Source organism: Pseudarthrobacter lactosi, from assembly GCF_055412785.1.
Window position 1 is genome coordinate 401,759 of record NZ_JBVAYS010000001.1, and the last position, 22,109, is coordinate 423,867.

18 protein-coding genes and 1 pseudogene are annotated in these 22,109 nt (G+C 65.5%); 8 read left to right on the forward strand and 11 right to left on the reverse strand.

Translation table 11 applies throughout. The annotated features are described in order from the left end of the window. Positions 1–290: 290 nt before the first annotated feature. A complete protein-coding gene (locus ACZY0Q_RS01855; protein ID WP_463914001.1) occupies positions 291–1,769 on the forward strand; it encodes an APC family permease in 1,479 nt (492 codons plus the stop codon). Positions 1,770–1,898: 129 nt separating this feature from the next. Here ACZY0Q_RS01855 and ACZY0Q_RS01860 read toward each other — a convergent pair whose 3' ends face one another. Further along, positions 1,899–2,855 (reverse strand): AraC-like ligand-binding domain-containing protein, encoded by a 957-nt coding sequence (locus ACZY0Q_RS01860; RefSeq protein ID WP_463914003.1) that lies wholly within the window; start codon positions 2,853–2,855, stop codon positions 1,899–1,901. 156 nt (positions 2,856–3,011) lie between these two features. Continuing rightward, positions 3,012–3,602, reverse strand: coding sequence for a TetR/AcrR family transcriptional regulator (locus ACZY0Q_RS01865; protein ID WP_463914005.1), 591 nt, complete (start codon positions 3,600–3,602; stop codon positions 3,012–3,014). Between the two features lie 121 nt (positions 3,603–3,723). On the opposite strand from ACZY0Q_RS01865, the gene ACZY0Q_RS01870 reads away from it, so the two are divergent. Continuing rightward, positions 3,724–5,688, forward strand: coding sequence for a primary-amine oxidase (locus ACZY0Q_RS01870; RefSeq protein ID WP_463914007.1), 1,965 nt, complete (start codon positions 3,724–3,726; stop codon positions 5,686–5,688). Between the two features lie 661 nt (positions 5,689–6,349). Here the strand turns inward: ACZY0Q_RS01870 and ACZY0Q_RS01875 are convergent. The 3 genes and pseudogenes from ACZY0Q_RS01875 to bioB form a co-directional block, all read right to left on the reverse strand. Beyond that, a pseudogene (locus ACZY0Q_RS01875) lies at positions 6,350–7,523 on the reverse strand (aminotransferase class III-fold pyridoxal phosphate-dependent enzyme); the annotation flags it as partial. Further along, a complete protein-coding gene (gene bsaP / locus ACZY0Q_RS01880; protein WP_463914008.1) occupies positions 7,493–7,747 on the reverse strand; it encodes a biotin synthase auxiliary protein BsaP in 255 nt (84 codons plus the stop codon). The gene bsaP and the pseudogene ACZY0Q_RS01875, both read right to left, overlap by 31 nt. Further along, positions 7,744–8,769: a biotin synthase BioB gene (bioB, locus tag ACZY0Q_RS01885; RefSeq protein ID WP_463914011.1), complete on the reverse strand. Its 1,026-nt coding sequence runs from the start codon at positions 8,767–8,769 to the stop codon at positions 7,744–7,746. The genes bsaP and bioB overlap by 4 nt, the downstream gene beginning before the upstream one ends. Positions 8,770–9,057: 288 nt before the next feature. Between bioB and ACZY0Q_RS01890 the strand changes: the two genes are divergently transcribed. After that, positions 9,058–10,038, forward strand: coding sequence for an aldo/keto reductase (locus tag ACZY0Q_RS01890; protein WP_463914014.1), 981 nt, complete (start codon positions 9,058–9,060; stop codon positions 10,036–10,038). A 33-nt stretch (positions 10,039–10,071) separates the two neighbouring features. Here ACZY0Q_RS01890 and ACZY0Q_RS01895 read toward each other — a convergent pair whose 3' ends face one another. Further along, complete coding sequence (locus tag ACZY0Q_RS01895) at positions 10,072–11,484, reverse strand: amino acid permease (protein WP_463914016.1); 1,413 nt, start codon at positions 11,482–11,484, stop codon at positions 10,072–10,074. Between the two features lie 559 nt (positions 11,485–12,043). Here ACZY0Q_RS01895 and ACZY0Q_RS01900 point away from each other — a divergent pair. Further along, positions 12,044–12,796, forward strand: coding sequence for an IclR family transcriptional regulator (locus tag ACZY0Q_RS01900; RefSeq protein ID WP_463914019.1), 753 nt, complete (start codon positions 12,044–12,046; stop codon positions 12,794–12,796). Positions 12,797–12,919: 123 nt separating this feature from the next. Further along, positions 12,920–14,107, forward strand: coding sequence for a 4-hydroxybenzoate 3-monooxygenase (locus tag ACZY0Q_RS01905; RefSeq protein WP_463914021.1), 1,188 nt, complete (start codon positions 12,920–12,922; stop codon positions 14,105–14,107). A gap of 27 nt (positions 14,108–14,134) precedes the next feature. On the opposite strand, the gene ACZY0Q_RS01910 is transcribed toward ACZY0Q_RS01905, so the two are convergent. From ACZY0Q_RS01910 to ACZY0Q_RS01920, 3 genes are all read right to left on the reverse strand, one after another. Continuing rightward, positions 14,135–15,385 carry a cation:proton antiporter gene (locus ACZY0Q_RS01910; RefSeq protein WP_463914023.1) on the reverse strand — a complete coding sequence of 417 codons (1,251 nt, stop codon included), beginning with the start codon at positions 15,383–15,385 and terminating at the stop codon, positions 14,135–14,137. Positions 15,386–15,472: 87 nt separating this feature from the next. After that, positions 15,473–15,691, reverse strand: coding sequence for a three-helix bundle dimerization domain-containing protein (locus tag ACZY0Q_RS01915; protein WP_463914025.1), 219 nt, complete (start codon positions 15,689–15,691; stop codon positions 15,473–15,475). A gap of 112 nt (positions 15,692–15,803) precedes the next feature. After that, on the reverse strand, positions 15,804–16,205 hold the full coding sequence (locus ACZY0Q_RS01920) for a RidA family protein (protein WP_463914028.1): 402 nt from the start codon (positions 16,203–16,205) through the stop codon (positions 15,804–15,806). 258 nt (positions 16,206–16,463) lie between these two features. On the opposite strand from ACZY0Q_RS01920, the gene ACZY0Q_RS01925 reads away from it, so the two are divergent. From ACZY0Q_RS01925 to ACZY0Q_RS01935, 3 genes are all read left to right on the forward strand, one after another. Further along, positions 16,464–16,982: a flavin reductase family protein gene (locus ACZY0Q_RS01925; RefSeq protein WP_463914031.1), complete on the forward strand. Its 519-nt coding sequence runs from the start codon at positions 16,464–16,466 to the stop codon at positions 16,980–16,982. Between the two features lie 512 nt (positions 16,983–17,494). Beyond that, positions 17,495–18,079, forward strand: a complete 585-nt coding sequence (locus ACZY0Q_RS01930) for an adenylate kinase (RefSeq protein WP_463916213.1) — start codon at positions 17,495–17,497, stop codon at positions 18,077–18,079. Positions 18,080–18,283: 204 nt separating this feature from the next. Next, on the forward strand, positions 18,284–18,919 hold the full coding sequence (locus ACZY0Q_RS01935) for a dihydrofolate reductase family protein (protein ID WP_463914034.1): 636 nt from the start codon (positions 18,284–18,286) through the stop codon (positions 18,917–18,919). Positions 18,920–19,227: 308 nt separating this feature from the next. Here ACZY0Q_RS01935 and ACZY0Q_RS01940 read toward each other — a convergent pair whose 3' ends face one another. Continuing rightward, positions 19,228–20,844 (reverse strand): xylulokinase, encoded by a 1,617-nt coding sequence (locus ACZY0Q_RS01940; RefSeq protein WP_463916215.1) that lies wholly within the window; start codon positions 20,842–20,844, stop codon positions 19,228–19,230. Between the two features lie 19 nt (positions 20,845–20,863). Next, positions 20,864–22,054: a xylose isomerase gene (gene xylA / locus ACZY0Q_RS01945; RefSeq protein ID WP_463914037.1), complete on the reverse strand. Its 1,191-nt coding sequence runs from the start codon at positions 22,052–22,054 to the stop codon at positions 20,864–20,866. Positions 22,055–22,109 lie beyond the last annotated feature (55 nt).

Below are 22,109 nucleotides of genomic sequence, written 5' to 3' on the forward strand. Positions count from 1 at the left end.
TACTCCACTTCGAGTAGGCAATGCGCACCGGCCGGCGTGGCCTGAGGCTATGCCTCGAGTCTGCCCCGCTGCCTCCGTGCCGTCTTGTGTATCCGCGAACGGCGGTTGACCTGAGGCGAACAGTTGGCCCGGCGGGGCCGCGCGTGGCACGTCACTGCACTCACGCACAACAACTGATCGCTACAGGACAAGGCGCAGGCCGGGTCCGCTGCCATGCTGGATTCACCGGTGCCTGGCCCCTCGCGCGGCACCCCTTCCCCCCAACGCTCATGACCGTTAAGAAGGATCCAATGAGTATTTCGAATTCCGAGTCCCGGACCACTGAAGCCGCTCCGCGCACGGAGCACTCAACCGCCCTCCGCGCCGGCAGCATCGGCGTGATGGGCATCCTTTTCTTTGTCCTCTCCGCCCAGGCGCCCCTCACCGGGATCGTCGGCGCTTCGCCCCTCGCGGCCGCACTCGGCAACGGCGCCGGTGCCCCGGGCGCGTACCTGATTGTTGGCATCGTGATTGTGATTTTCGCGGTGGGATTTGTGGCAATGAGCCGGAAAATCCAGGCCAACGGCGCCTTCTACGCCTACGTCACCGCCGCTTTCGGCCGCAGGATCGGGGCCGGCGCGGCCTGGCTGGCGCTGCTCGCCTACAGCACCGTGCAGGCCGCCATGTACGGGCTGTACGGCGCCGCCTTCTCCGGCCTCTTGGCCTCTATTAGCGTCAGCATTCCGTGGTGGCTCCTGGCCCTGGTCACCATGGCCGGCGTCCAGGTGCTGGGCTCGCTGAACATCGAACTTGGCGCCCGGGTACTGGCACTGCTGGTAGGGCTGGAAGTTGCCGTCCTGCTGATGTTCGGCTTCACCGTCCTGTTCCGCGGCGGCGGCCCCGAAGGCCTCAGTCTTGCCGCATCCTTCTCGCCGGAAGCCATTGCCACCGGTGCCCCCGGCGTGGCCATCATGTTCGCGGTGGCCTCCATGTTCGGCTTCGAATCCACGGCGATCTACTCCGCCGAGGCCAAGGACGCACACCGCACCGTAGCCCGGGCCACCTACCTGTCCGTCGGCGTTATCTCCGTGTTTTTCTCCTTCATTTCGTGGATGCTCGTCAGCTACTACGGCCCGTCCCATGTCATTAACGCAGCCGGCGCCGCACTGGAATCCGGCGACTCCACAGCCTTTGTGCTCACGCCCATGGTGGAACTCTTCGGTCCGTGGGCAGGAATCACCACCGGCATCCTGCTGGTCACCTCCCTACTCGCCGGCATCATCGCTTTCCACAACGGCATCAACCGCTACCTTCATTCTCTGGCACTCCGCGGTTCCCTGCCCGCAATCGTTGCCCGGACCAACCGGCACCGTGCTCCCGCCGCGGCTGCCTGGATCCAGACCGCCACCGCCGTCGCACTGGTAGTTCCCTTCGCCGTGCTGGCGCTGGACCCCGTCCTGACCCTGTTCTCGTGGTTCAGCGGGCTGGCCGTCGCGGCACTCCTGGTGCTGTACATGCTGTGCTCCATCGCCGTCGTCGGCTTCTTCCGCCGGGAACGGGTCACCGGGCAGCTCTGGCAGACCCTCCTAGCGCCGGCGATCGCGTCCGTGCTGCTGGCGTGGGTCCTGTACCTGGTGGTCAGCAACTTCACGTCGCTGATCGGTGGCAGCGCCGAGACCGCAGTTGCGCTGCTGCTGGCAGTCCCGGTGATGTTCGCAGCCGGTGTGCTGGCGGAGGGTCAGGTGGAGCGCCGCCGAGCGGCTGCCGACCTGGGGTACGCCGCCAACTAAGGCGAAGCCTCCGGCAACTGACGGGTGAACGCACTAGGCCCGGCGCGGAATCAATCCGCGCCGGGCCACTGCTGTTCCGACCTTCCGGAATGCCCGACGGCGGGTGGTCGCCAGGCGTCCGCTGGGCGTTCAGGCACCGCGGCGCCAGTCGCTGGGGGAGACACCGAAGGCGTCGCGGAAGGTGCGGCTGAAGTGCGCTGCGTCGAGGAACCCCCAGCGGGCGGCGACGGCGCCTACCGGCTTGCCGGCATGCAGTGGATCCCGCAGCTCGCGGCGTGCGCCGTCCAGCCGCTGGGACCGGATCCAGGTGGCCACAGTGGTGCCCGACTCGTGGAAGACATTGTGCAGGTGCCGCGTCGAGATGAAGTGGGCCGCGGCAATGCTGGCCGGTGACAGCTTGGGATCGGCGAGGTTGGCTTCGATGTATTCGCGCACCGACACGGCCAGGAGGGCCTGCGGCTTCATCCGGTCCGGGGCGATGTCCATTTCCGCGTGCAGCAGGGTGGACACCAGGTCCAGGGCGTTCGTTGCCAGCCGTGAGCCGCTGGGGCCGCTCAGGACCTCTAGGTTTTCGGACAGATGCCGGATGAACTGCCCCACGATCCCGCTCAGGCCGGTGCTGCCGGCCATCCGCACTGCCGCGAGCTGGCCCACGTAGTCCGTTGGCAGCGAGAGGGCGTCGCAGGGGAACATCACCACCATTATCCGCGCCTCTTCCTCGAACGCGAGGGTGTAGGGGCGGTTGGTGTCATAGATGGCTAGGTCGCCGGGCCGCAGCAGGGCCTCGCGGTTGTCCTGGATCAGCAGCCCCGTGCCCTCCAGCTGGAGGTTGAGCTTGAAGTAGCGTTCACCGGCCTGCGCAATCAGGGCAGGCGTGCGATGGACCTCATGGGAGGTGGCGGTGACTTCGACGACGGACATCCGGTCCAGCACACGCGAGCGCAGCTGCCCGCGGAACCCGTCGACGTCTGCTGTCCGTGCGGCGAGCGGCACGAAGGACTCCGCCACGAGGTGTCTCCAGTGGTCGAACGTCAGCGCAACGCTGGATTTGACGTTCTGGCTGGCGGGCTGGACTGCAGCTGGCATGGATGGTCCTGACGACGGATGGCCGCATAACGTGGGTTCCCCGGGGGCTGTGTCCTGGGACACATGCTCTCAGGTTAGCGCCGGATGCCATCTTTTTTCAACAGCTGGCGAAAAAAGACTTCGGCGCACCGGGGTGAAGACCCCCGCAACCTTCAGCTACCTGGCCAGCAGGGCCAGGAAGCCTTCGAGTTGGTCGGTCAGGCCGGAATCGGCGCCACGGCCAGTGGCCAGGGCAGCTCCGATCTGGGCGCCCAGCAGCATGTTCAGGAGTTGGCTGGCCAGGGTGGCGTCGTCGACGGCGGCGCTGACGTCACCGACCCCACGGGCCTCGGCGAGGTACTGCCGGATGGCAGCAAGCCACTCTTCCATGGACTGCTGGTGGATCTCGGCCTTCTGCGGGTCGTTGACGGCTTTCTGCCAGAACGGGATGACGATCCGCGCTTCGTTGAGGCGCTCTTCGTCCAGGGGCAGCACCTCCAGGCAGAAGGCGCGCAGTGCCGGAAGCCCGGATTTGCCTTCGGTGACGTTGGCGACGCGCTGGTTAGTCCGGTTGAAGACGTGCCTGAAGGCGAACTCCAGCAGGGTGTCCTTGGTGGGGAAGTAGGGCTTGAGGGCCCCGTTGGCAAAGCCTGCCTCCAGTGCGATCTCGCGCATCGTGGCGCCCTCGATGCCCAGCCGGGCGATGATCCGCCAGGTGGCATCCACCAGTTCCAGGCGCCGCTCGTCATGGTCAACTATCTTTGGCACCGCGGCCACTCCCCGGAAATATTTTCGCTCAAACCCTTGTGAGCCATCTTACGGGGGCTTATTCTCTACATCTATAGAAAATAAAATTCCGACCAGCCATGGTCCCGGACAAAGGTCACCCATGACGCTTGCACCAGCTGACACAGTTACCCCGTACCGCCTGGCATCAGGCGGCGAAATCACCGAAGTCCAGGCCATCCTGGGCGCCGCCGGCCTTCTTGGGGCTGAAAAGCGCATCGCCTACCTGGGCCTGCTGGATCCTGCCCGCGGGGCTGCAACCGCCGTCGGGACCGCCGCGGAGGACCGGCGGTTCCGGATCTTCATCCACGACGTCACCGGCGGTGCGCCTACGGATGCTGTTGTCTCAGTGACCTTGCAGGAGGTGGTGTCCGCCGTGGAACTGGACACTGCAGTCACCGGTGAGCTTCCCGTCCTGGAAGAAGAGTTCGAAGTAGTGGAGTCGCTGCTGGCCTCAGATGAGCGCTGGCGGAGGGCGCTGGCGGAACGCGGGCTTGAGGTCGATAGGGTCCGTGTTGCTCCGCTCTCGGCCGGTGTCTTCGAGTATCCGGAGGAAAAGGGACGCCGCATCCTTCGCGGCCTGGCGTTCGTCCAGGACTTCCCCGAGGACAGCGCCTGGGCCCACCCTGTGGACGGGCTCGTTGCCTACGTTGATGTGGTCAACAAGGAAGTCACCCAGGTGCTGGACCTCGGAGCCATTCCCGTGCCCGTCGAGCACGGCAACTACACGGACCCTGAACTGACCGGTCCGCTCCGCACTACCCAGAAGCCCATCAGCATCACCCAGCCCGAAGGCCCGAGCTTCACCGTCACCGGCGGTAACCACATCGAGTGGGAAAGGTGGAGCCTCGATGTCGGCTTTGATGTCCGTGAAGGCGTGGTCCTGCACAAGCTGGCCTTTCAGGACGGCGATCGGCTGCGGCCGATCATCAACCGCGCGTCGATTGCCGAGATGGTGGTCCCATATGGTGACCCGTCGCCCATCCGGTCCTGGCAGAACTACTTCGACACCGGCGAATACCTCGTGGGCCAGTACGCCAACTCCCTGGAGCTCGGCTGCGACTGCCTCGGCGACATTACCTACCTCAGCCCTGTCATTTCCGACGCCTTCGGCAACCCGCGCGAGATCCGCAACGGCATCTGCATGCACGAGGAAGACTGGGGCATCCTCTCCAAACACAGCGACCTCTGGACCGGCATCAACTACACCCGCCGCAACCGCCGCCTGGTGATCTCCTTCTTCACCACCATCGGCAACTACGACTACGGGTTCTACTGGTACCTCTACCTGGATGGCACCATCGAATTCGAAGCCAAAGCCACCGGCGTCGTATTCACCAGCGCCTTCCCCGAGGGCGGCTCGGACAACATCTCCCAACTGGCGCCCGGCCTCGGCGCGCCCTTCCACCAGCACCTCTTCAGCGCCCGCCTCGACATGGCCATCGACGGCTTCACCAACAGGGTCGAGGAAGAGGATGTGGTCCGCCAAACCATGGGCGCGGGCAACGAACGGGGTAACGCCTTCTCACGGAAACGCACCGTGCTGGCCCGCGAATCCGACGGCGTCCGCGAGGCCGACGCCCGCAGCGGCCGGACCTGGATCATCTCCAACCCCGAATCCCGCAACCGGCTGGGCGAGCCCGTCGGCTACAAGCTCCACTCCCAAAACCAGCCCACGCTGCTGGCAGATCCGGAGTCATCCATCGCCCGGCGCGCTGCCTTCGCCACCAGGGACCTCTGGGTCACCCGCTATGCCGACGACGAGCGCTACGCCACCGGCGACTTCGTGAACCAGCACTCCGGCGGTGCGGGACTCCCGGCCTACGTTGCACAGGACCGTGATATTGAGGGCCAGGACATCGTCGTCTGGCACACCTTCGGCCTCACCCACTTCCCCCGGGTGGAGGACTGGCCCATCATGCCCGTGGACACCGTCGGCTTCAAACTGCGCCCCGAAGGCTTCTTCGACCGCAGCCCGGTACTGGACGTGCCGGCCAGCGCCGGACCTGCCAGCACAGCCGAAAGTTGCCACGGTAATGGCGACGCCGGCGGACACTGCCACGGCTAGGAGATTCGAATGACCCTGACGCGTCGGGCCCGCACGAACGGGCCTGTCCTGCATCCGCGCTTGTGTGCGGCGGTCGTGGCGGGTTCCAGTGCCGTGCATGTGTGGCTCGCCGTCCAAAATCAGCACGGCGCTTGGTTGAGTGCCCTCATGCTGGCGCTCGCAGCTGTCTGCCTACCATGCGCGCTGCATATCTGGCGGCACAGCCGGGTGGACGCCCTGCGCAGGGTCATGGCGTGCGCTGTATCCATGGCTGCCCTCCATGGGCTGCTGCTGGTTGGTAGCGGATCCGGCGGCCACACACATGGGGCAAGCTCGGCCGTTGCCGGCGCCGGGACGAGCCAGGCTGGGAGTCTGCTAGCCGTCGTCGGACTGGAACTGACGACGGCTCTGATCGCCGCCACCCTCGTGGCCCGCCTGCGGTTCAACCAACAAGCAACATGTGATCCTAATCGCTCGTCAGCGCTTCAAGCTGAGGACGGTCGATCAGCCTGGCGCCGCGAATCCTTCCGGCACTGATCGGCCTGCGCCATCAGTTCACTCATCCACGGACGGTGCCCCCACTGCCGAACGGCGACATTCACGCCGATAATCCGGCACGGCTTTTCTCCCAACGACGCTACGCTTGCCTGCTCCTCCGGGCTAGGGCCCAATGTGATGTACGGGGCATCGTGAAGACGAGGTTCCGGAACGGCCGGACCCAGACCCCGTGCCGGATGGCCGCGGCGGTGACCGCCGTGACATCGACGTCATTGTGCAGCTCAACGACCCCGACGGCCCCGATGGTGCGCACATCCCGGACCGCCTCAAGTTCCCAGGCGGGGGCGAGCCCTGATTCGAGGCCGGCGTCGATCCGGGCGACGTCGGCCCGCCAGCCGCCGTCGCCGATGAGGCCGAGGCTGGCGTTGGCCACAACACGCCAGCGGGTTGCCCATAAACGTGGGGCCGTGCAGCAGGGCACCGGCCTGGCCGGCGGAAACCGTTGACGCAATTTCCGCCGTGCATAGCATGGCGGCGAGGGTCAGGTACCCGCCGGTCAGGGCCTTGCCCACGCACATGATGTCCGGCACGACGCCGGCATGATCGGCCGCGAACAGCTCGCCGGTCCGCCCGAAGCCGGTCGCGATCTCATCGAAAAGGAGCAGCAGACCATGCCGGTCCGCCACCTGCCGCAGCACTGTCAGGCATTCGGCGGGGTAGGCGTGCATGCCGCCGGCACCCTGCAGAACTGGTTCCACGATGATCGCGGCCAGCTCCCCGGAGCGAGCAGCCGCGATTTCTTCGACCTCGGAGGCCCAAGCCTGCACGGATTCGGGGGTGGCTGACGCCGCGGCCGGTGGCCTTGGCGCGAAAACGTTGCCGGCCAGCAGGCCCGGGAACGCGGAGTGCATCCCGTCCACGGGATCACAGACACCCATCGCCGCGAAAGTATCGCCGTGGTACCCGCCGCGGATGCTCAGGAACCGCTGCCTCAGCGGGTGCCCGGACGCAGTGTGGAACTGCACCGCCAGTTTCAGCGCAACCTCCACGGCCACCGAACCCGAGTCCGCAAGGAATACCCGCTCCAAACCCGGCTGGCCGGGCGTGGCAGCGTCCAGCACCGGGTTGCGGTAGCCGTGGATCACCGACCACCACGAGGACATCGCATCCACCACCTCATGGCGTGTGCCGTCCTCGCCACGAAGCCGCAGCCGCACGCCGTCGGCCGCCTTGACCTCCCACAGCGGAAGGTCCGCGGACGCCGGCGCGTACGGGTGCCACAGCCGGGCGCGGTCCCGCTGGATCAGGCCCGGCTGAGTCTCGCCACTCACTGTGCGAGCACTCCGTGGCGGGAGCATTCGGCGCTCCAGCCCAGCGGCGTCACCTGGACTTTCATCCGGCGCCGGCAGGCGGCGCAGTACCGCGGCGGTTCCATCGCGAGCTGCTCGCCGCAGCGGCGGTGAACGTCCGACGCCGGGCTGTCGCCGCCGTCGGACGGTACGCCGCAGTGCCCACAGAACGTAGCGGTGGAGTCCGTGGTTGCGCTTGTTGCCTCGCCGGTAAGGGAGCGGTTGGGGATCATAGTGTCTTCTGGAGTTCCTTGATGGGCATGTTCAGCTCCACGAGCAGGTTCAGGTCGGCGTCTGCCGGGCGGCCCAGGGTGGTCAGGTAGTTGCCGACGATGACGGCGTTGATGCCGCCCATGAGGCCTTGGCGGGTGCCGAGGTCGCCGAGGGTCAGCTCCCGTCCGCCGGCGTAGCGGAGCACGGTGCGGGGCATCGCCAGCCGGAACGCGGCGATGGCGCGGAGGGCGTCCTTGCCGTCCATGATGCCCTGGTTTTCCAGCGGGGTTCCTGGACGGGGGTTGAGGAAATTCAAGGGGACCTCGTGGGGTTCCAGGGCCGCGAGCTGGGCTGCGAGTTCCGCGCGTTGTTCCAGGCTCTCGCCCATGCCGATCAGGGCGCCGCAGCACAGTTCCATGCCGGCGTCCTTAACCATGTTGCAGGTGTCCAGACGCTCCTCGTAACTGTGCGTGGTGACGACCTCGGGGAAGTAGCTGCGGGCTGTTTCGAGGTTGTGGTTGTACCGGTGCACACCCCATTCCGCGAGCTGGTCCACCTGGCGCTGGGTCAGCATGCCCAGGGAGCACGCTATGTTGATGTCCACGGCTTCGTTGATCCGGTCGATGGCGAACTTGATCTGGTTCATGAGCTTGATGTCCGGGCCGCGGACGGCGGCGACGATGCAGAACTCGGTGGCTCCTGTTGCAGCGGTCTCCTTCGCGGCCTTGACCAGCTCGGGGATGTCGAGCCAGACGCCTCGGACGGGGGAGTCGAACAGCCCGGACTGGCTGCAGAAATGGCAGTCCTCAGGGCAGCCGCCAGTCTTGATGGAAATGATGCCCTCCACCTCGACGTCCTCACCGCAGTGCCGCAACCGGACCTCATGCGCCAACTGCAGAGTTGCCGGGAGGGCTTCATCCGGCAGTCGGAGCACCTCCACGAGCTGCTCCTGGGTCAGCCCGATGCCCTGCTCCAGAACCTGCGTCCTGGCGGCCTGGAGGATAGTGCCGGGGTTGGCCTGGAGGTCTGGCTGCATCGTCATCGATAGTCCTTTGTAGCTGCGGATATTGCCTCGGAACAAACGCTAATTCCCAGGTGGGGGCGAGATTTTGTGGGGTTCCAACAAAGTGGTGGAGCTGATATTGGACGGACCGGTAGCTGCCCAAATGGCGCTGGTGGAGCCCCTCCCATGACGGCCCGCAATGCCGCCAAAAGACTCGATGTGTCAGAGTGCTCCGCCAAGCAGGCCAGGATGGCCGCGGGAGGAAGCCTGATAGGCACGGCGATCTCCAGCCCGGATTTTGGCGTGCAGCCCTTATATAGTCGGGGGATGGAACAGCGCGTATTAGGCAAGACCGGACGGAACGTCTCGATCGTGGGGCTCGGCACCTGGCAGCTCGGCGCCGACTGGGGACACGTCGACCCGTCTCAGGCCCAAAGCATTCTGGCGGCCTCCGTGGAGGCGGGCGTCACGCTCTTTGATACGGCAGATGTATACGGCGACGGCAAAAGTGAACAGGCCATCGGCGCGTTCCTTAAGGACAACCCTGGGCTGGACATCACCGTGGCCACGAAAATGGGCCGCCGCATGGACCAGCAGCCCGAGAACTACACCCTGGCCAACTTCCGCCAATGGGTGGACCGGTCACGCAAGAACCTGGACACGGACAGGCTGGACCTCGTCCAGCTGCACTGCCCGCCCACGTCCGTGTATAGCAACGCCGAGGTCTACGACGCGCTGGACACCCTGGTCTCCGACGGCGCCATCCGCAATTACGGCGTCAGTGTGGAACGCACTGACGAAGCGCTCGAAGCCATCCGGCACGAAGGCACCGCGACCGTCCAGATCATCCTCAATGCGTTCCGGCTAAAGCCTCTGGACGAGGTCCTGCCTGCAGCGAAGGCGGCAGGTGTGGGCATCATTGCCCGCGTTCCGCTGGCTTCCGGCCTGCTCACTGGCAAGTACACCAAGGACACGACCTTCGCGGACAACGACCACCGCAACTACAACCGCGACGGCGGGTCGTTCGACGTCGGCGAGACCTTCTCCGGTGTGGACTACGGCGTGGGGCTGAAAGCCGTGGCGGAGTTCGAGCAGCTGGTCCCGGACGGGGTTGGCACCGCGCAGGCGGCCATCGCCTGGATCGCCGCCCAGGATGGCGTCACTTCCGTGATCCCCGGCGCACGCAGCGTGGACCAGTCCGTCGCGAATGCTGCCGCAGCCGGCGTTTCCCTCGACGGTAGTTTCGACGAGGGTGTGCGCTGGATCTACGACCACTACTTCCGCGAGGCCATCCACCCGCGCTGGTAGCGTCGCAGGTCTTCCGGTTTCTTCCCTGCCTGCCTACTGGGCGCGGGTGAGGACGGACGCGTCGTCGGGATCGGTGACGTCGTTGGCGTTGTGCGGCTTGAGGTTCTTCCGGTATCGCCACACGCCAATTCCGACGACGACGGCCGCGAGTGCCATGGAGAGCAGCAGCGATTCGCGGGTTGCATCCAGGATCAGCATGCCGATGAGCAGGGCGACGATGCTGGCGATTGCGACCCAGGTCAGGTAGGGGAAGAGCCACATCTTCATGGCGAGGTCCTTGGCGGCTGCGCCCATGCGGCGGCGCAGGATCAGCTGGGAGGCGGCGATGACCAGCCACACGAAGAGTGCGATGGCACCGGAGGTGTTGACCAGGAAGAGGAATACCGTGTCCGGGGCAACATAGTTCAGTCCGACCGTGACGAAGCCGACCACTGTGGATGACAGCACGGCAGCAGCCGGAACGCCGCGCTTGGAGATCTTGGTCCAGGACTTCGGGGCGTCTCCTCGCTGGGAGAGGGAGAACAGCATGCGGCTTGCGGTATATAGGCCGGAATTCAGGCAGGACAGGACCGACGTCAGGACAACGATGTCCATGATGGTTCCTGCGCCCGGGATTCCGAACAGCTCAATGACGGCCACATACGGGCTCTTGGCTACGTTGGCGGAGTTCCAGGGCAGCAGGGTTACCACGATGGCGATGGAGCCGATGTAGAAAATCAGGATGCGCCACACGGTGGACTTGACGGCCTTCTTGACCGCGTCAACGGGATTCTCTGACTCGCCGGCGGCGATCGTGGCGATCTCGGCACCGAAGAAGGAGAACACCACCACCAGGATTCCGGCCAGCACGGCGCCCGGGCCGTTCGGGAAGAACCCGCCGTTCTCGAGCAGGTTGCTGACTCCCGGGGCGGGAACACCCGGGACAAGGCCGAGGATGGCGGCGATACCGAACAGCAGGAAAAGCACGATGGCCGCCACCTTGACGGACGCAAACCAGAACTCGAACTCACCGTAGGACTTCACGGAGCCCAGGTTGGTCAGGGTCAGAAGCACCATCAGGAGCAGCGCCCACACCCATTGGTCGATGCCGGGCACCCAGCGGTGCATGATGGCAGCGCCGGCGGTTGCTTCGATTCCGAGGACGATGATCCAGAACCAGGCATAGAGCCAGCCGATGCTGAAACCCGCCCAGCGCCCCAGAGCTTTGTCGGCGTAAGTGGAGAATGATCCGGTTTCCGGATTGGCCGCGGCCATTTCGCCGAGCATCCGCATGACGAGGATGACCACGAGTCCGGCGGCCGCGTAAGCCAGGAGGATGCCGGGGCCCGCCTGCTGGATCGCTACTCCGGATCCAACGAACAGCCCGGCGCCGATGACCCCGGCGATGGCGATCATGGAGAGGTGTCGCGGCTTAAGTGTTTTTGACAGCTGTGTGTCCGTGTGCATACTGAAAGGCTTTCGATAGGCGGAACTGATAGGTTCAACGCTGAACGGAATATGAGTTGAACCACATCACCTATCGAAGGTAGTCGTCACGCGCAGGAACGGCATTGGTCGTTTGCCCAACCACGGGACGCGGGGAATGTGCGGTTGGGGGATTAGTTGCATAATACCGTCCTGCAGTGTCCCATAGGTAAACAATCAAGCGTCGACGGTGTCGGGGCAGGCGAATGCCGGTCCCGGACAAACGAGTGACGCCAGCCAGCGGCTCGATTGGCCACCGGGATTTGCTTGTTCATTTCCTCAACACTGAGGGACATCGGGTCCTTCTTCCTGTACGTCGCCCTGACGGGAGTCCTGGAAAAGCATCGCCGATCCGTCGACGGAAGTATGCGCACATTTCATTGGTTTAGAATTGTCAACGTCCACGGCGTCGCCCACCCTGCGACGGCGCCGTTTCCTCGACACCGCCAGCCGTGTCACCGTCAGGATCGCCGCCGGCCAGCAGGCTCCCAGCAACTACCATTGAATGGAACATGCGTCGTCGTCCTAAAGGAGCCGCACCGTGGCAAATTCAGCATCCGGTGATTCCGTGGTGGACCGCGTGGTCCGGGTAATCGCCGCATTCCCGGAGGGCGTCACCAGCCTGCAGCTATCCGAACTTGCGGAACGGTCGGAACTGCCCCTGAGCAGCGCCCACCGGCTGGTCCGGCAGCTCGCGGACCGCGGATTCCTGGACGTCGGTGCCGGCGGAACCGTCCGGTTGGGGATGCGGCTGTGGGAACTTGTCAACCGCAATGCACCTACGCTGGCGCTCCGCCAGGCGGCCCTGCCGTTTATGGAGGACATCCAGCAGGTCCTGAACCAGAACGTGAACCTGGCCGTGCTGGATGGCTGGGAAGCTTTGTTTGTGGAACGCTTGTCGCGGCGAGGATCGGTGGCCAACCGCGCCCGCATCGCCGGCCGTATGCCGGTCCACATCACCTCCGCTGGACTCGCGCTGATGGCGAACCAGCCGCGGGAACTGCAGGCCGCCTATCTGGGGCAGTTCAGCGATCCCGGCGGCAAGGTGAGCGCCGCCGTCGTGCGCCAACTGCTTGCCGAAACCGCCCAGCAGGGGTTTGCGCAGCTCGCTGGCGTGGTGGACCCCGATACCTGGGGCATCGCAGTGCCGGTCATGGACGGCAAGCGCCGCACCGTGGCGGCACTTGGCGTCGTGGTCCCCTTGGCGGAGATGCGGCTTCAGGCCCTGGTGCCCGCCCTGCAGACGGCGGCGCGAGGGATCGGACGCCAACTCGGCGCCAGGCAGAACAATTGACACGTATTCCATTCAACGGTATTTCGGTGACGCCGGTGGGTCGGCACGGGTGACACTGGTGACAGAAGCCCCTGATCCCGCAGCGCCAACGCCGCCGGGGCCCGCAATGAAGCGAGGAATACCATGGCACGCAGCACCATCACCACCCAGGTGGCCATCATGGGCGCCGGCCCTGCCGGCCTTATGCTCTCCCACCTGCTGGCCACGCAGGGCATCGAATCGATTGTGGTGGAGATCCGCAGCCGCAAGGAAATACAGGAAACTGTCCGGGCAGGCATCCTGGAACATGGCACCGTCAACCTGCTGGTGGACTCCGGCGTCTCGGACCGTGTGCTGCGCGAAGGCGACCGCCATGACGGCATCGAGCTGCGCTTCAACGGCGAGAGCCACCGGATCGACTTTAAGGACCTTGTGGGCGAGTCCGTCTGGCTCTATCCGCAGACCGATGTATTCGCAGACCTCGCCGCGCGTCGGGAGGCCGACGGCGGCGACGTCCGGTACAGCGTCACGGAGACCACCGTTCAGGACCTCGAGGGTAAGCCGAAGGTCTGGTTCGCCGATGCCAATGGCCAGGAATTCGAGATCCAGGCGGACTTCCTGGTGGGCGCCGACGGTTCACGCAGCTACTGCCGCCGGCGGGTTCCGGAGGCCTCGCGGACCCAGTATTTCCACGAGTACCCGTTCGCCTGGTTCGGCATCCTGGCCGAGGCCCCGCGGAGCGCCGATGAGCTTATCTACGCCAACTCCGAGCACGGCTTCGCCCTCATCAGCCAGCGCACCGAGAACGTCCAGCGGATGTACTTCCAGTGCGACCTCAAGGAAAACGTTGCCAATTGGAATGACGAGCGCGTCTGGTCCGAATTCCGCAAGCGCGTCAACGGTAACGGCTTCGAACTCAAGGAAGGCCCGGTGCTGGAAAAGATGGTCCTGCCGTTCCGCAGCTTCGTCCACACGCCCCTGCGCCACGGCAACCTCTTCCTGGCCGGCGACGCTGCCCACACTGTTCCGCCCACTGGTGCCAAGGGCCTCAACCTCGCCATCCACGACGTCAAGATTCTGTTCGAAGGCCTCGACTCCTTCTACTCCTCCGGTTCCCCCGCGCTGCTCGATTCCTACAGCGACCGTGCCCTGGACCGCGTCTGGAAGGCCCAGCATTTCTCCTACTGGATGACCTCCATGCTGCATACCGTGCCCGGCGCCGACGACTTCGACCGCGCCCGCCAACTCGGCGAACTGCACTCCGTGGTCTCATCCCGGCACGGCCGCGCCTATCTTGCAGAGGCCTACACCGGCTGGCCTGGCGCACGCTGAGCCGCGCGGGCTGCGTCGTCGGGTCTCCTAGGGGATTTCCTTCTGCCGGGCCTGCGTCCCTGATGGTCTGCGTTGATGCTGGCGCAGTGCAAGCATCGGAAACAGGAGTACCGAGAGCATTCCTGCTCCGACGAGTGCGGAGGCGATTCCGCCTGTGATGAGCCCCTCGTCCCGGCCAATGCCTGTCACCGCCACGATAATCGGCAATCCTGTTGCACCAAAGAGGATGATGGCCCGTTTGTCGCCGGCGCTGGAGCTGGGGGGAGCCGCGAGGAGCGACGGCAGGCCGCGGATGATGAGCAGGAGCAGCAGGAACAGGGGGACCAGCGCGAGGGTGGCCAGGCTGGACGTTAACGCGCGCAGGTCGAAGTCTATGCCGGTGTCGATGAAGAAGACCGGCACCAGGAATCCGAACGCGATGGCGTCGATTTTCGTCTCGATGACCTTCCGGTCCTGTTCGGGAGCGCGCGCGATGGCGACCTTCCAGAGGACTCCGGCCGCGAATGCACCCAGTAGCATGTCGAGTCCCAGTACCATGCTGAGCACCACGAGCACGGTGAGGATGAAGATAATGGACCGGACGGCGAACTGGCCGCTGGTGTGGAGGGTGCTGGTGACCTGGGAGTGGAGCAGTGAGTGCCGTGCCCGCGAGGCGAGATAAATTGCCAGGCCGGTCAGGAGGACAAACCCGAGAAGTACCGCTGTTGCCGGTCCCAACTGCCTGCCGCTAAAGAACAGCGAGATCGCAACGAGGGGACCAAACTCCCCAACCGCACCGAGCGCGGTGACGGCGATGCCGAGCCTGGATTTCGATTCGCCGGCGTCGCGAAGAATCGGCAGCAGCGTGCCCAGAGCTGTGGAGCATAAGGCGACGCCGATGATCACTGCAGCTTCCGGTGTGGGGGCAAGGACCAGGCCAGCGCCAATGCCTGCCGCCAATGAGATGACCCAGCCAGCAGACGCACGGTTGGCGGGCCGGCCTCGGATCAGGGCGAAATCAATCTCGTTACCGGCAACGAAGAAGAGCATTGCCAGCCCGAAATCGGCGAGCGTATCCGTGAACTCTGCGGGTTGGATCCACCCCAGGAGGCTGGGGCCGAGCATGATACCGAGGACAATTTCGAAGACCACGATCGGCACCCTGACCACCCGATCAAGGAAGCGTGCAGCTAGGGGCGCAGCGATCGCCAGCAAGGCGATCAGAACCAATGACGTGGACAAGCCCTGCATCGGCGGTACCTCCGGTACCTTGGCTGCTTCGAAGGAAAAGTAATCCAAAGCTACCGCCACTACTGGTGGTGGCGCCAGAACAGTCAGCCTCGCAAAGGCTATGGAGCGCCGACCAGCCGAGGATGTGGTTGGACGTCAGGTTTCCGTGTTCCGGTGGGCGAACTTTCGGTGGAGTTTGTTCCTGGCACCGTGTTCCACAAGGGTCGGGATGTAGGTCCGGATCCGGCCGGCATCCAGTGTTTCGTATTCCTCCGTGACGACCTGGACGACCAGGGGCCGGGGCGCGTCGGGATACCGTGCGGCGAGCAGCTCGGTGACTTTGGCGATGGTGTCGCGCTTTTCCGTATCTTCCATCCAACTAGTTTCCTGCGGAAGGCTTGTGGCGTCTATCACGTATGTTGGGACGCGAAAGGCTATCACCCCGGTCTGCGCACACCGCTCGGCCAGCTGCTCGCCGGGATCTCCTTCACCGCATAACGGCGGCGACCGCGCTGATCTCGACCAGTGCGCCGGGCACGCCCAGGGCCGCGACACGCGCTCCGGTTACCAGGGCGGGATCATCGGACGCCAGTTCCGGCGCGATCGCTCCGTACGCCGCCGCGAGGTCCACTCCATCGACGAAGAGGACAGTCCACTGCACGACGTCGGCGACGGTCGCTCCGGCCGCGGCGAGCGCGGTCCGCGCGTTCTCGAGGGCGCGGGCAGACTGTACGGCCACGTCGCCCTCTCCCACGAGTGCCCCGTCGGCGTCGACGGCGTTTTGGCCGCCGACGTAGATGGTGGTGGCGCCGGGTGGCACGATGGCGACGTGGCTGAAGGCCGGGCTCGAAACGAGGCCCTGGGGGCGGATGCGCTGTATGGATGCCATGCCTGTATGGTCTCACCGACCGCCGGCAAGGGGGAGGCCTCTCCGCTTCATGAAGTCCCTGGTGTCAGGCGTTACTGCGAGCACTACAGGGGGTACAGCGGGCGAGAGCCGAAACATGGCGAAGCAGGGGTCCGTTGGGTTACCTCGTGCTTCGGGCCGTGAAGCCATGTTGCCTTGCGCGTCGGCGCGTTTCGCCTCCGCTTGAATGGGGTCCGAACGGCTGGTTGGTTGGACCTATCGGCTTTGAAAGGAAAGAACATGACGGAACATTTTGATCTCACTCCCCAGCGGTTGCGGCACGTCCTGGGCCACTTCGCGTCAGGGCTGACCGTGATCACCGCGGCGACCGATCAAGGACCGGCCGGCTTCACCTGCCAGTCCTTTGCTTCCCTTTCCCTGGACCCGGCTCTGGTCACCTTCAGCCCTGCCCGTACCTCCAGCACGTGGCCGCTGCTGCGGGAGGCCGGTCGCTTCACCGTGAACATCCTGCCTGCCGGGCACCAGCACCTTGCCGCCCAGTTTGCCCGTTCCGCTGCCGACAAGTTTGCCGGCGTCGACTACACCGCCTCGCCGCTGGGGAATCCGGCGCTGGACCAGGCCCTCGCCTGGGTGGACTGCGAGCTGCATGAGGAATACGACGGCGGCGACCACACCATCGTGGTGGGGGCGGTGCGCGCCCTCGGTGCCCGGGACGGCGCCGAGCCCCTTCTGTTCTTTAAGGGCAGGTACTTCGAAGGAGTGCCGCCCCGGTCCGGAGCATTGGAGAGCGTCGCATGACAGCGGTCCTGCGCAGGATCCACATGATCTGCGAAGACGAGCCATCCCAGCTTCGTCGGCAGATGTACGGACTCACCAGGCAGGACATCCACGACGGGCGACCTGGAGTGTGCGGCCACTGCCATGGCCCGCAAACCCTCCTGCGTGGACCACGGCGTTAGCGTCGACGTTGTGTGCTAAGCCCTGCGCCCCACGCCAGAGGACGTCACCTTCATGATTTCCGTGGCGATGCACCTGCACCCCACGGACCATCGCTGGCAACTGCCACCTGATCAGCACTTGGTGTGGAAGCCGCCGGGGGCCACCTCGCACAGGATGCCTGCCGCGCGCCGCCGCTCACTGCACGAGTACCGCCGTTAACAGCACATATGCGAGAGTACGGCTGCGGAGATCCTCCGCCCCCGTACTCTGCTGTCAGGCGCCGATGCAGCCCGGCCGCAACCTCCGGATCAGTAGCATCGGGCCAGGACGAAGACGTCCACATAGGCAGCAAGGAGTATTGAATGACGAGAATGCTGATTATGGGACCGCCCGGCTCGGGCAAGGGGACGCAGGCGGAACGGATTTCGGAACGCCTCGGCGTTGTGGCCATTTCAACCGGCGATATCTTCCGCGCCAACGTCAAAGGCGGAACGCCGCTGGGTGTAGAGGCCCGGAAGTATATGGATAACGGAGACTTCGTGCCGGACAGCGTCACGAATGAGATGGTGCGGAACCGGCTCAGCCAGGACGATGCCAAGGAGGGATTTCTGCTGGACGGCTACCCTCGCACGGTGGCGCAGGTGGACTACCTCGACGGAATCCTCGCCGCCGGCGAACAAAAACTCGACGTGGTCCTGCAGTTGACCGCAGACGACGAGGAACTTGTCTCCCGCCTCCTGGGCCGGGCCAGGGAAACGGGGCGGAGCGACGACAACGAGAGCGTCATCCGCCACCGGCTGGACCTGTACCACCAGCAGACGGAGACCGTGGTGGCCAAGTATGCCGGCCGCGGGATCCTCACCGAGGTGGACGGGATGGGCGGTATCGAAGACGTCACGGACAGCGTCATGGGAAGTATCGACGACGTGCTGAGCGCGCCCGTACGCGGACGGTAGAAGGCGCAACTGCGGGAGAACGACGGCGGCTCCTTCCGCCGTCGTTCTCCCCGCCAGCGGCGCATTCCCAGAGTCAACGCGTCCTTGAGAGTCTTGACGCTCCAGGGCTAGCATTGCCGGCACGGGCACCGATGGGGCCCCTATCCAACATGGTGTCGAGTCGGGACTCTGGGCTGGACATGGCATCAAATCGAGGAGACGGCCATGGGCGAGGCAACTTCGGACGCAACATCAGCGCACCTGATGGTCGACCTGATCATTTCCCTGGACGGGTACGCCTCGGCCGAGGGATGGCCTGGTTGGTGGGGGCTGGAGGGGCCGGAATACCTGGCGTGGCTGGGGCAGGAAGGGGAGAAGGACTGCACCTTCATTATGGGGGCGAACACCTACCGGCTGATGTCCGGGATGTCAGAGGAGGCCGCGGCCGAGGAGTCGGGATTCACCGAGCATGAGGGGGCCAGCCTGACCGGCCTTGCCGCCGTTCCCAAGGTCATCTTCTCCTCCACCCTGCAGGCGCCCCTGACCTGGCCGAACTCGGAGCTGGTCACCGGCGACGCGGTCCAGGCCGTGGCGGAGCTGAAACGGACCAGGACCGGGACCCTCAGCACCCTAGGCAGCCTCAGCCTCGCCCGGTCGCTGCTGACCGCCGGTCTCGTGGACAGGTTCCGGTTGGTTGTCTTTCCAGTGATCACGGGCAGCACCGGGCGGGAGCGGATCTACGACGGCTATCCGGACGTCTCGCTCGAGATGGTGAACAGCAGGACCTTCGACGGCCGGCTCCAGCTGCTTGAGTACATCCCCACCGTAATCGGCGGTCCGCCGGGCAGCCGCCCGGCCTGAGGACGACGGCGGCGTCCCAGCGATCGGGCTGTCGGGATCCGCGCCATGTTCAGTAGCTCGCCGGGGTTAGGCCAGGCTCGGTTTCGACAGGCTCAACCACCAGAGATGGGACATACTTGGCGGCGAGTGCCTCGGTGCCGCGGGCCAGGATGGCGACGTCGGCGCCCGCCAGGACAAAGGCGGCGCCGGCCGCAGAACCACAGCGACCCCGACTCCCGGTGAGGCGGGCGGCATAAAGAGCAGGAGCCCACGGGATCGCTGGACGACGTGATCCCGGGGGCTCCGGATGAAGGTGTTTGCCCTGAGCGCTAGCTGAACGTCGGAGACGCGACCGCCCGGCTGTCCTCATCAATGTGCCCGCGAGCCCTCAAATACTGCTCGCCGATGACGGGATGGAAGTCCGGCTCAGGCGCCGCGGCAAGCGACACCGGCCACTCGGGACGGGCCCCGGTGAGTGCCCATGCGGCCTGTACAGCGGCGCCGCGGGCCACGTACTCGCCGGGACTAGGCACCACCACCGGCAGGTCAAACATCTGTGATGCAATCTTCTGCACCGCCGGGTTCTGCACGGCCCCGCCGATCAGCAGCAGCCGACGCGCCGGATAGCCCAAGTCCTGCAATGCCGCCAGGCCGCCGGACAATCCGCACAGCATCCCTTCGATGGCCGCGCGGGCAATGTTGCTCCGCGTGGTGGACTCAATGCTGAGACCGTGCAGGCTGGCCTTGGCGTGCGGCAGGTTGGGCGTGCGTTCGCCCTCAAAGTACGGCACCAATACCACGCCGCCTGCCCCGGGCGCCGCTTCCAGCGCCAGCCTGGAGAGCTCATCAAATCCGACATCCAGCAGCGCGGCAATGGAGCTCAGCACCCTGGCGGCGTTCAGCGTGACGGCGATGGGCAGATAGTCGCCGCCCGCGTCCGCAAAGCCGGCCACGGTTCCGCTGGGATCATGGCCCGCTTCGGATGCAACGGCGAAGACCGTTCCGCTGGTGCCGACGGAGACCACCACATCCCCCGGCCTGGCTCCGAGACCCAATGCAGCGGCTGCGTTATCCCCGGCGCCAACGCCGAGCAGGATTTCCGCCCGCCCGCCACCAGAACCTGCGCCACCGGCATCTGCGACAGCATCGGTACCGGAATCGGCACCAGTGCCTGCGCCGCCGTTCGTCCAGGCAAAGCAGCGCGGATGAATACAGCCGGCGGATTCGCCGGCAGCCAGCACGCGCGGGAGGATTACCGAGCCACCTGCAGTGGCGGCAGCCGAAACGGGTGCGGCTCCAGCCGATTCCTGTAGGCGGGCTTCGCGTGCGCCCCTGCCGAAGGCCAGCCGGAACAAGTCCAGGTCATAGCTGCCGGACGCGGGGTTCCAGTAGCCGGTCCCGCTGGCATCCGATCGGTCCGTGGTGAGCGCGTCCAGATCCGGGCCCAAAGGGCTGGCCCCGGCCGGACCGTACCCGCGCAGACGCCAGGTCAGCCAGTCATGGGGGAGGGCGACGGCGGCCACCCTGGCCACACTTTCGGGCTCGTTGTCCCTGACCCAGCGGACCTTGGTGACCGTGAAGGATGCCACCGGCACCAGCCCGGTCCGCCGTGCGAACTCGCCGGCCCCCACCTCGCCGGTCAGTGCGGCGGCAGCTTCCGCAGAACGGGTGTCGTTCCACAGGAGCGCGGGCCGCACCACGTTGCCGTCGTGGTCCAGTAGCACCATGCCGTGCTGCTGGCCCGCGACGGACAGTGCGTCCACGTCAGCCAGCCCGCCCGCGTCGTCGATGGCCACGGATAGCGCCCGCCACCAGTGGTCCGGATGGACTTCCGTCCCGTCCGGGTGGCCCGCCCGGCCTTCGCGGACCAGGGCACCGCTTTGGGCGTCCAGGACGGCAATCTTGCAACTTTGGGTAGAGGAGTCAACCCCGGCAACAAGGTTCAAGGAAGCAGCCGCCACAGTATCAGCGTGCGCCGAGGAGGTGCTCGATGAAGAGCTGCTGCAGCTTCACGAATCCGAAGCCCTTGCCACCAAAGTAGGCGTCGGCGTCGAAATCCTCGTAAGCGGACTTGTCCGCACGCAGCTGCTCGTAGCCTTCACCCGGGTTAAGGGTGGGCTCGTTGATTTGGGCAACGCGGGAAGCAACCAGTGCTTCCTGCACCTCGGGATCGGCACGGAAGGCCTTGGCGCGTTCCTTCAGCAGCAGGTAGGTCTGCATGTTGGCTGCGGCAGAGTCCCACACGCCGTCGATGTCCTCGGTACGGCTGGGCTTGTAGTCGAAGTGGCGCGGTCCGTCATAGGCGCGGCCGCCGTCGGGGCCGCCGTTTTCGAGCAGGTCCACCAGGGAGAACGCGTTCTGCAGGTCGCCGTGGCCGAACACCAGATCCTGGTCGAACTTGATGCTGCGCTGGCCGTTGAGGTCGATGTGGAACAGCTTGCCCTGGTACAGGGCCTGGGCGATGCCGTGGGTGAAGTTCAGCCCGGCCATCTGCTCGTGGCCGGTCTCAGGGTTGACGCCCACAAGCTCCGGACGTTCCAGGGTTTCGATGAACGCGAGGGCGTGGCCCAGGGTGGGCAGCAGGATGTCGCCGCGGGGTTCGTTCGGCTTCGGTTCGATGGCGAAGCGGATGTTGTAGCCCTTGTCCGTGACGTAGTCGCCCAGCAGGTTCACGGCCTCGCGGTAACGCTCCAGGGCGCCCCGGATGTCCTTGGCGGCGTCATACTCGCTGCCCTCACGGCCGCCCCACATCACGAACGTTTCGGCGCCAAGTTCAGCGGCGAGGTCGATGTTGTCCAGCACCTTGCGCAAGGCGAACCGGCGGACGCCGCGGTCGTTGCTGGTGAAGCCGCCGTCCTTGAAAACCGGGTGGCTGAACAGGTTGGTGGTGACCATGGGAACGATCAGCCCCGTTGACTTGAGCGCACCTGTCAGACGGTCGATCTCACGCTGGCGATCGGCCGCCGAGCACCCGAAGGGGAAGAGGTCGTTGTCGTGGAAAGTGATGCCGTAGGCGCCGAGGTCGCTCAGCTTGTTGACGGCTTCCACCGTGTCCAGGGGAGGGCGGGTGGCCGAACCGAACTGGTCCTGGGCCTCCCATCCCACCGTCCAGAGGCCGAACGAAAATTTGTCTTCTCGGGTGGGCTGAATCGTCATTGAATGCTCCGTTTGTAGGTATGAAAAGGAGTGCATGCGCGTTGTTTAGCGGCTG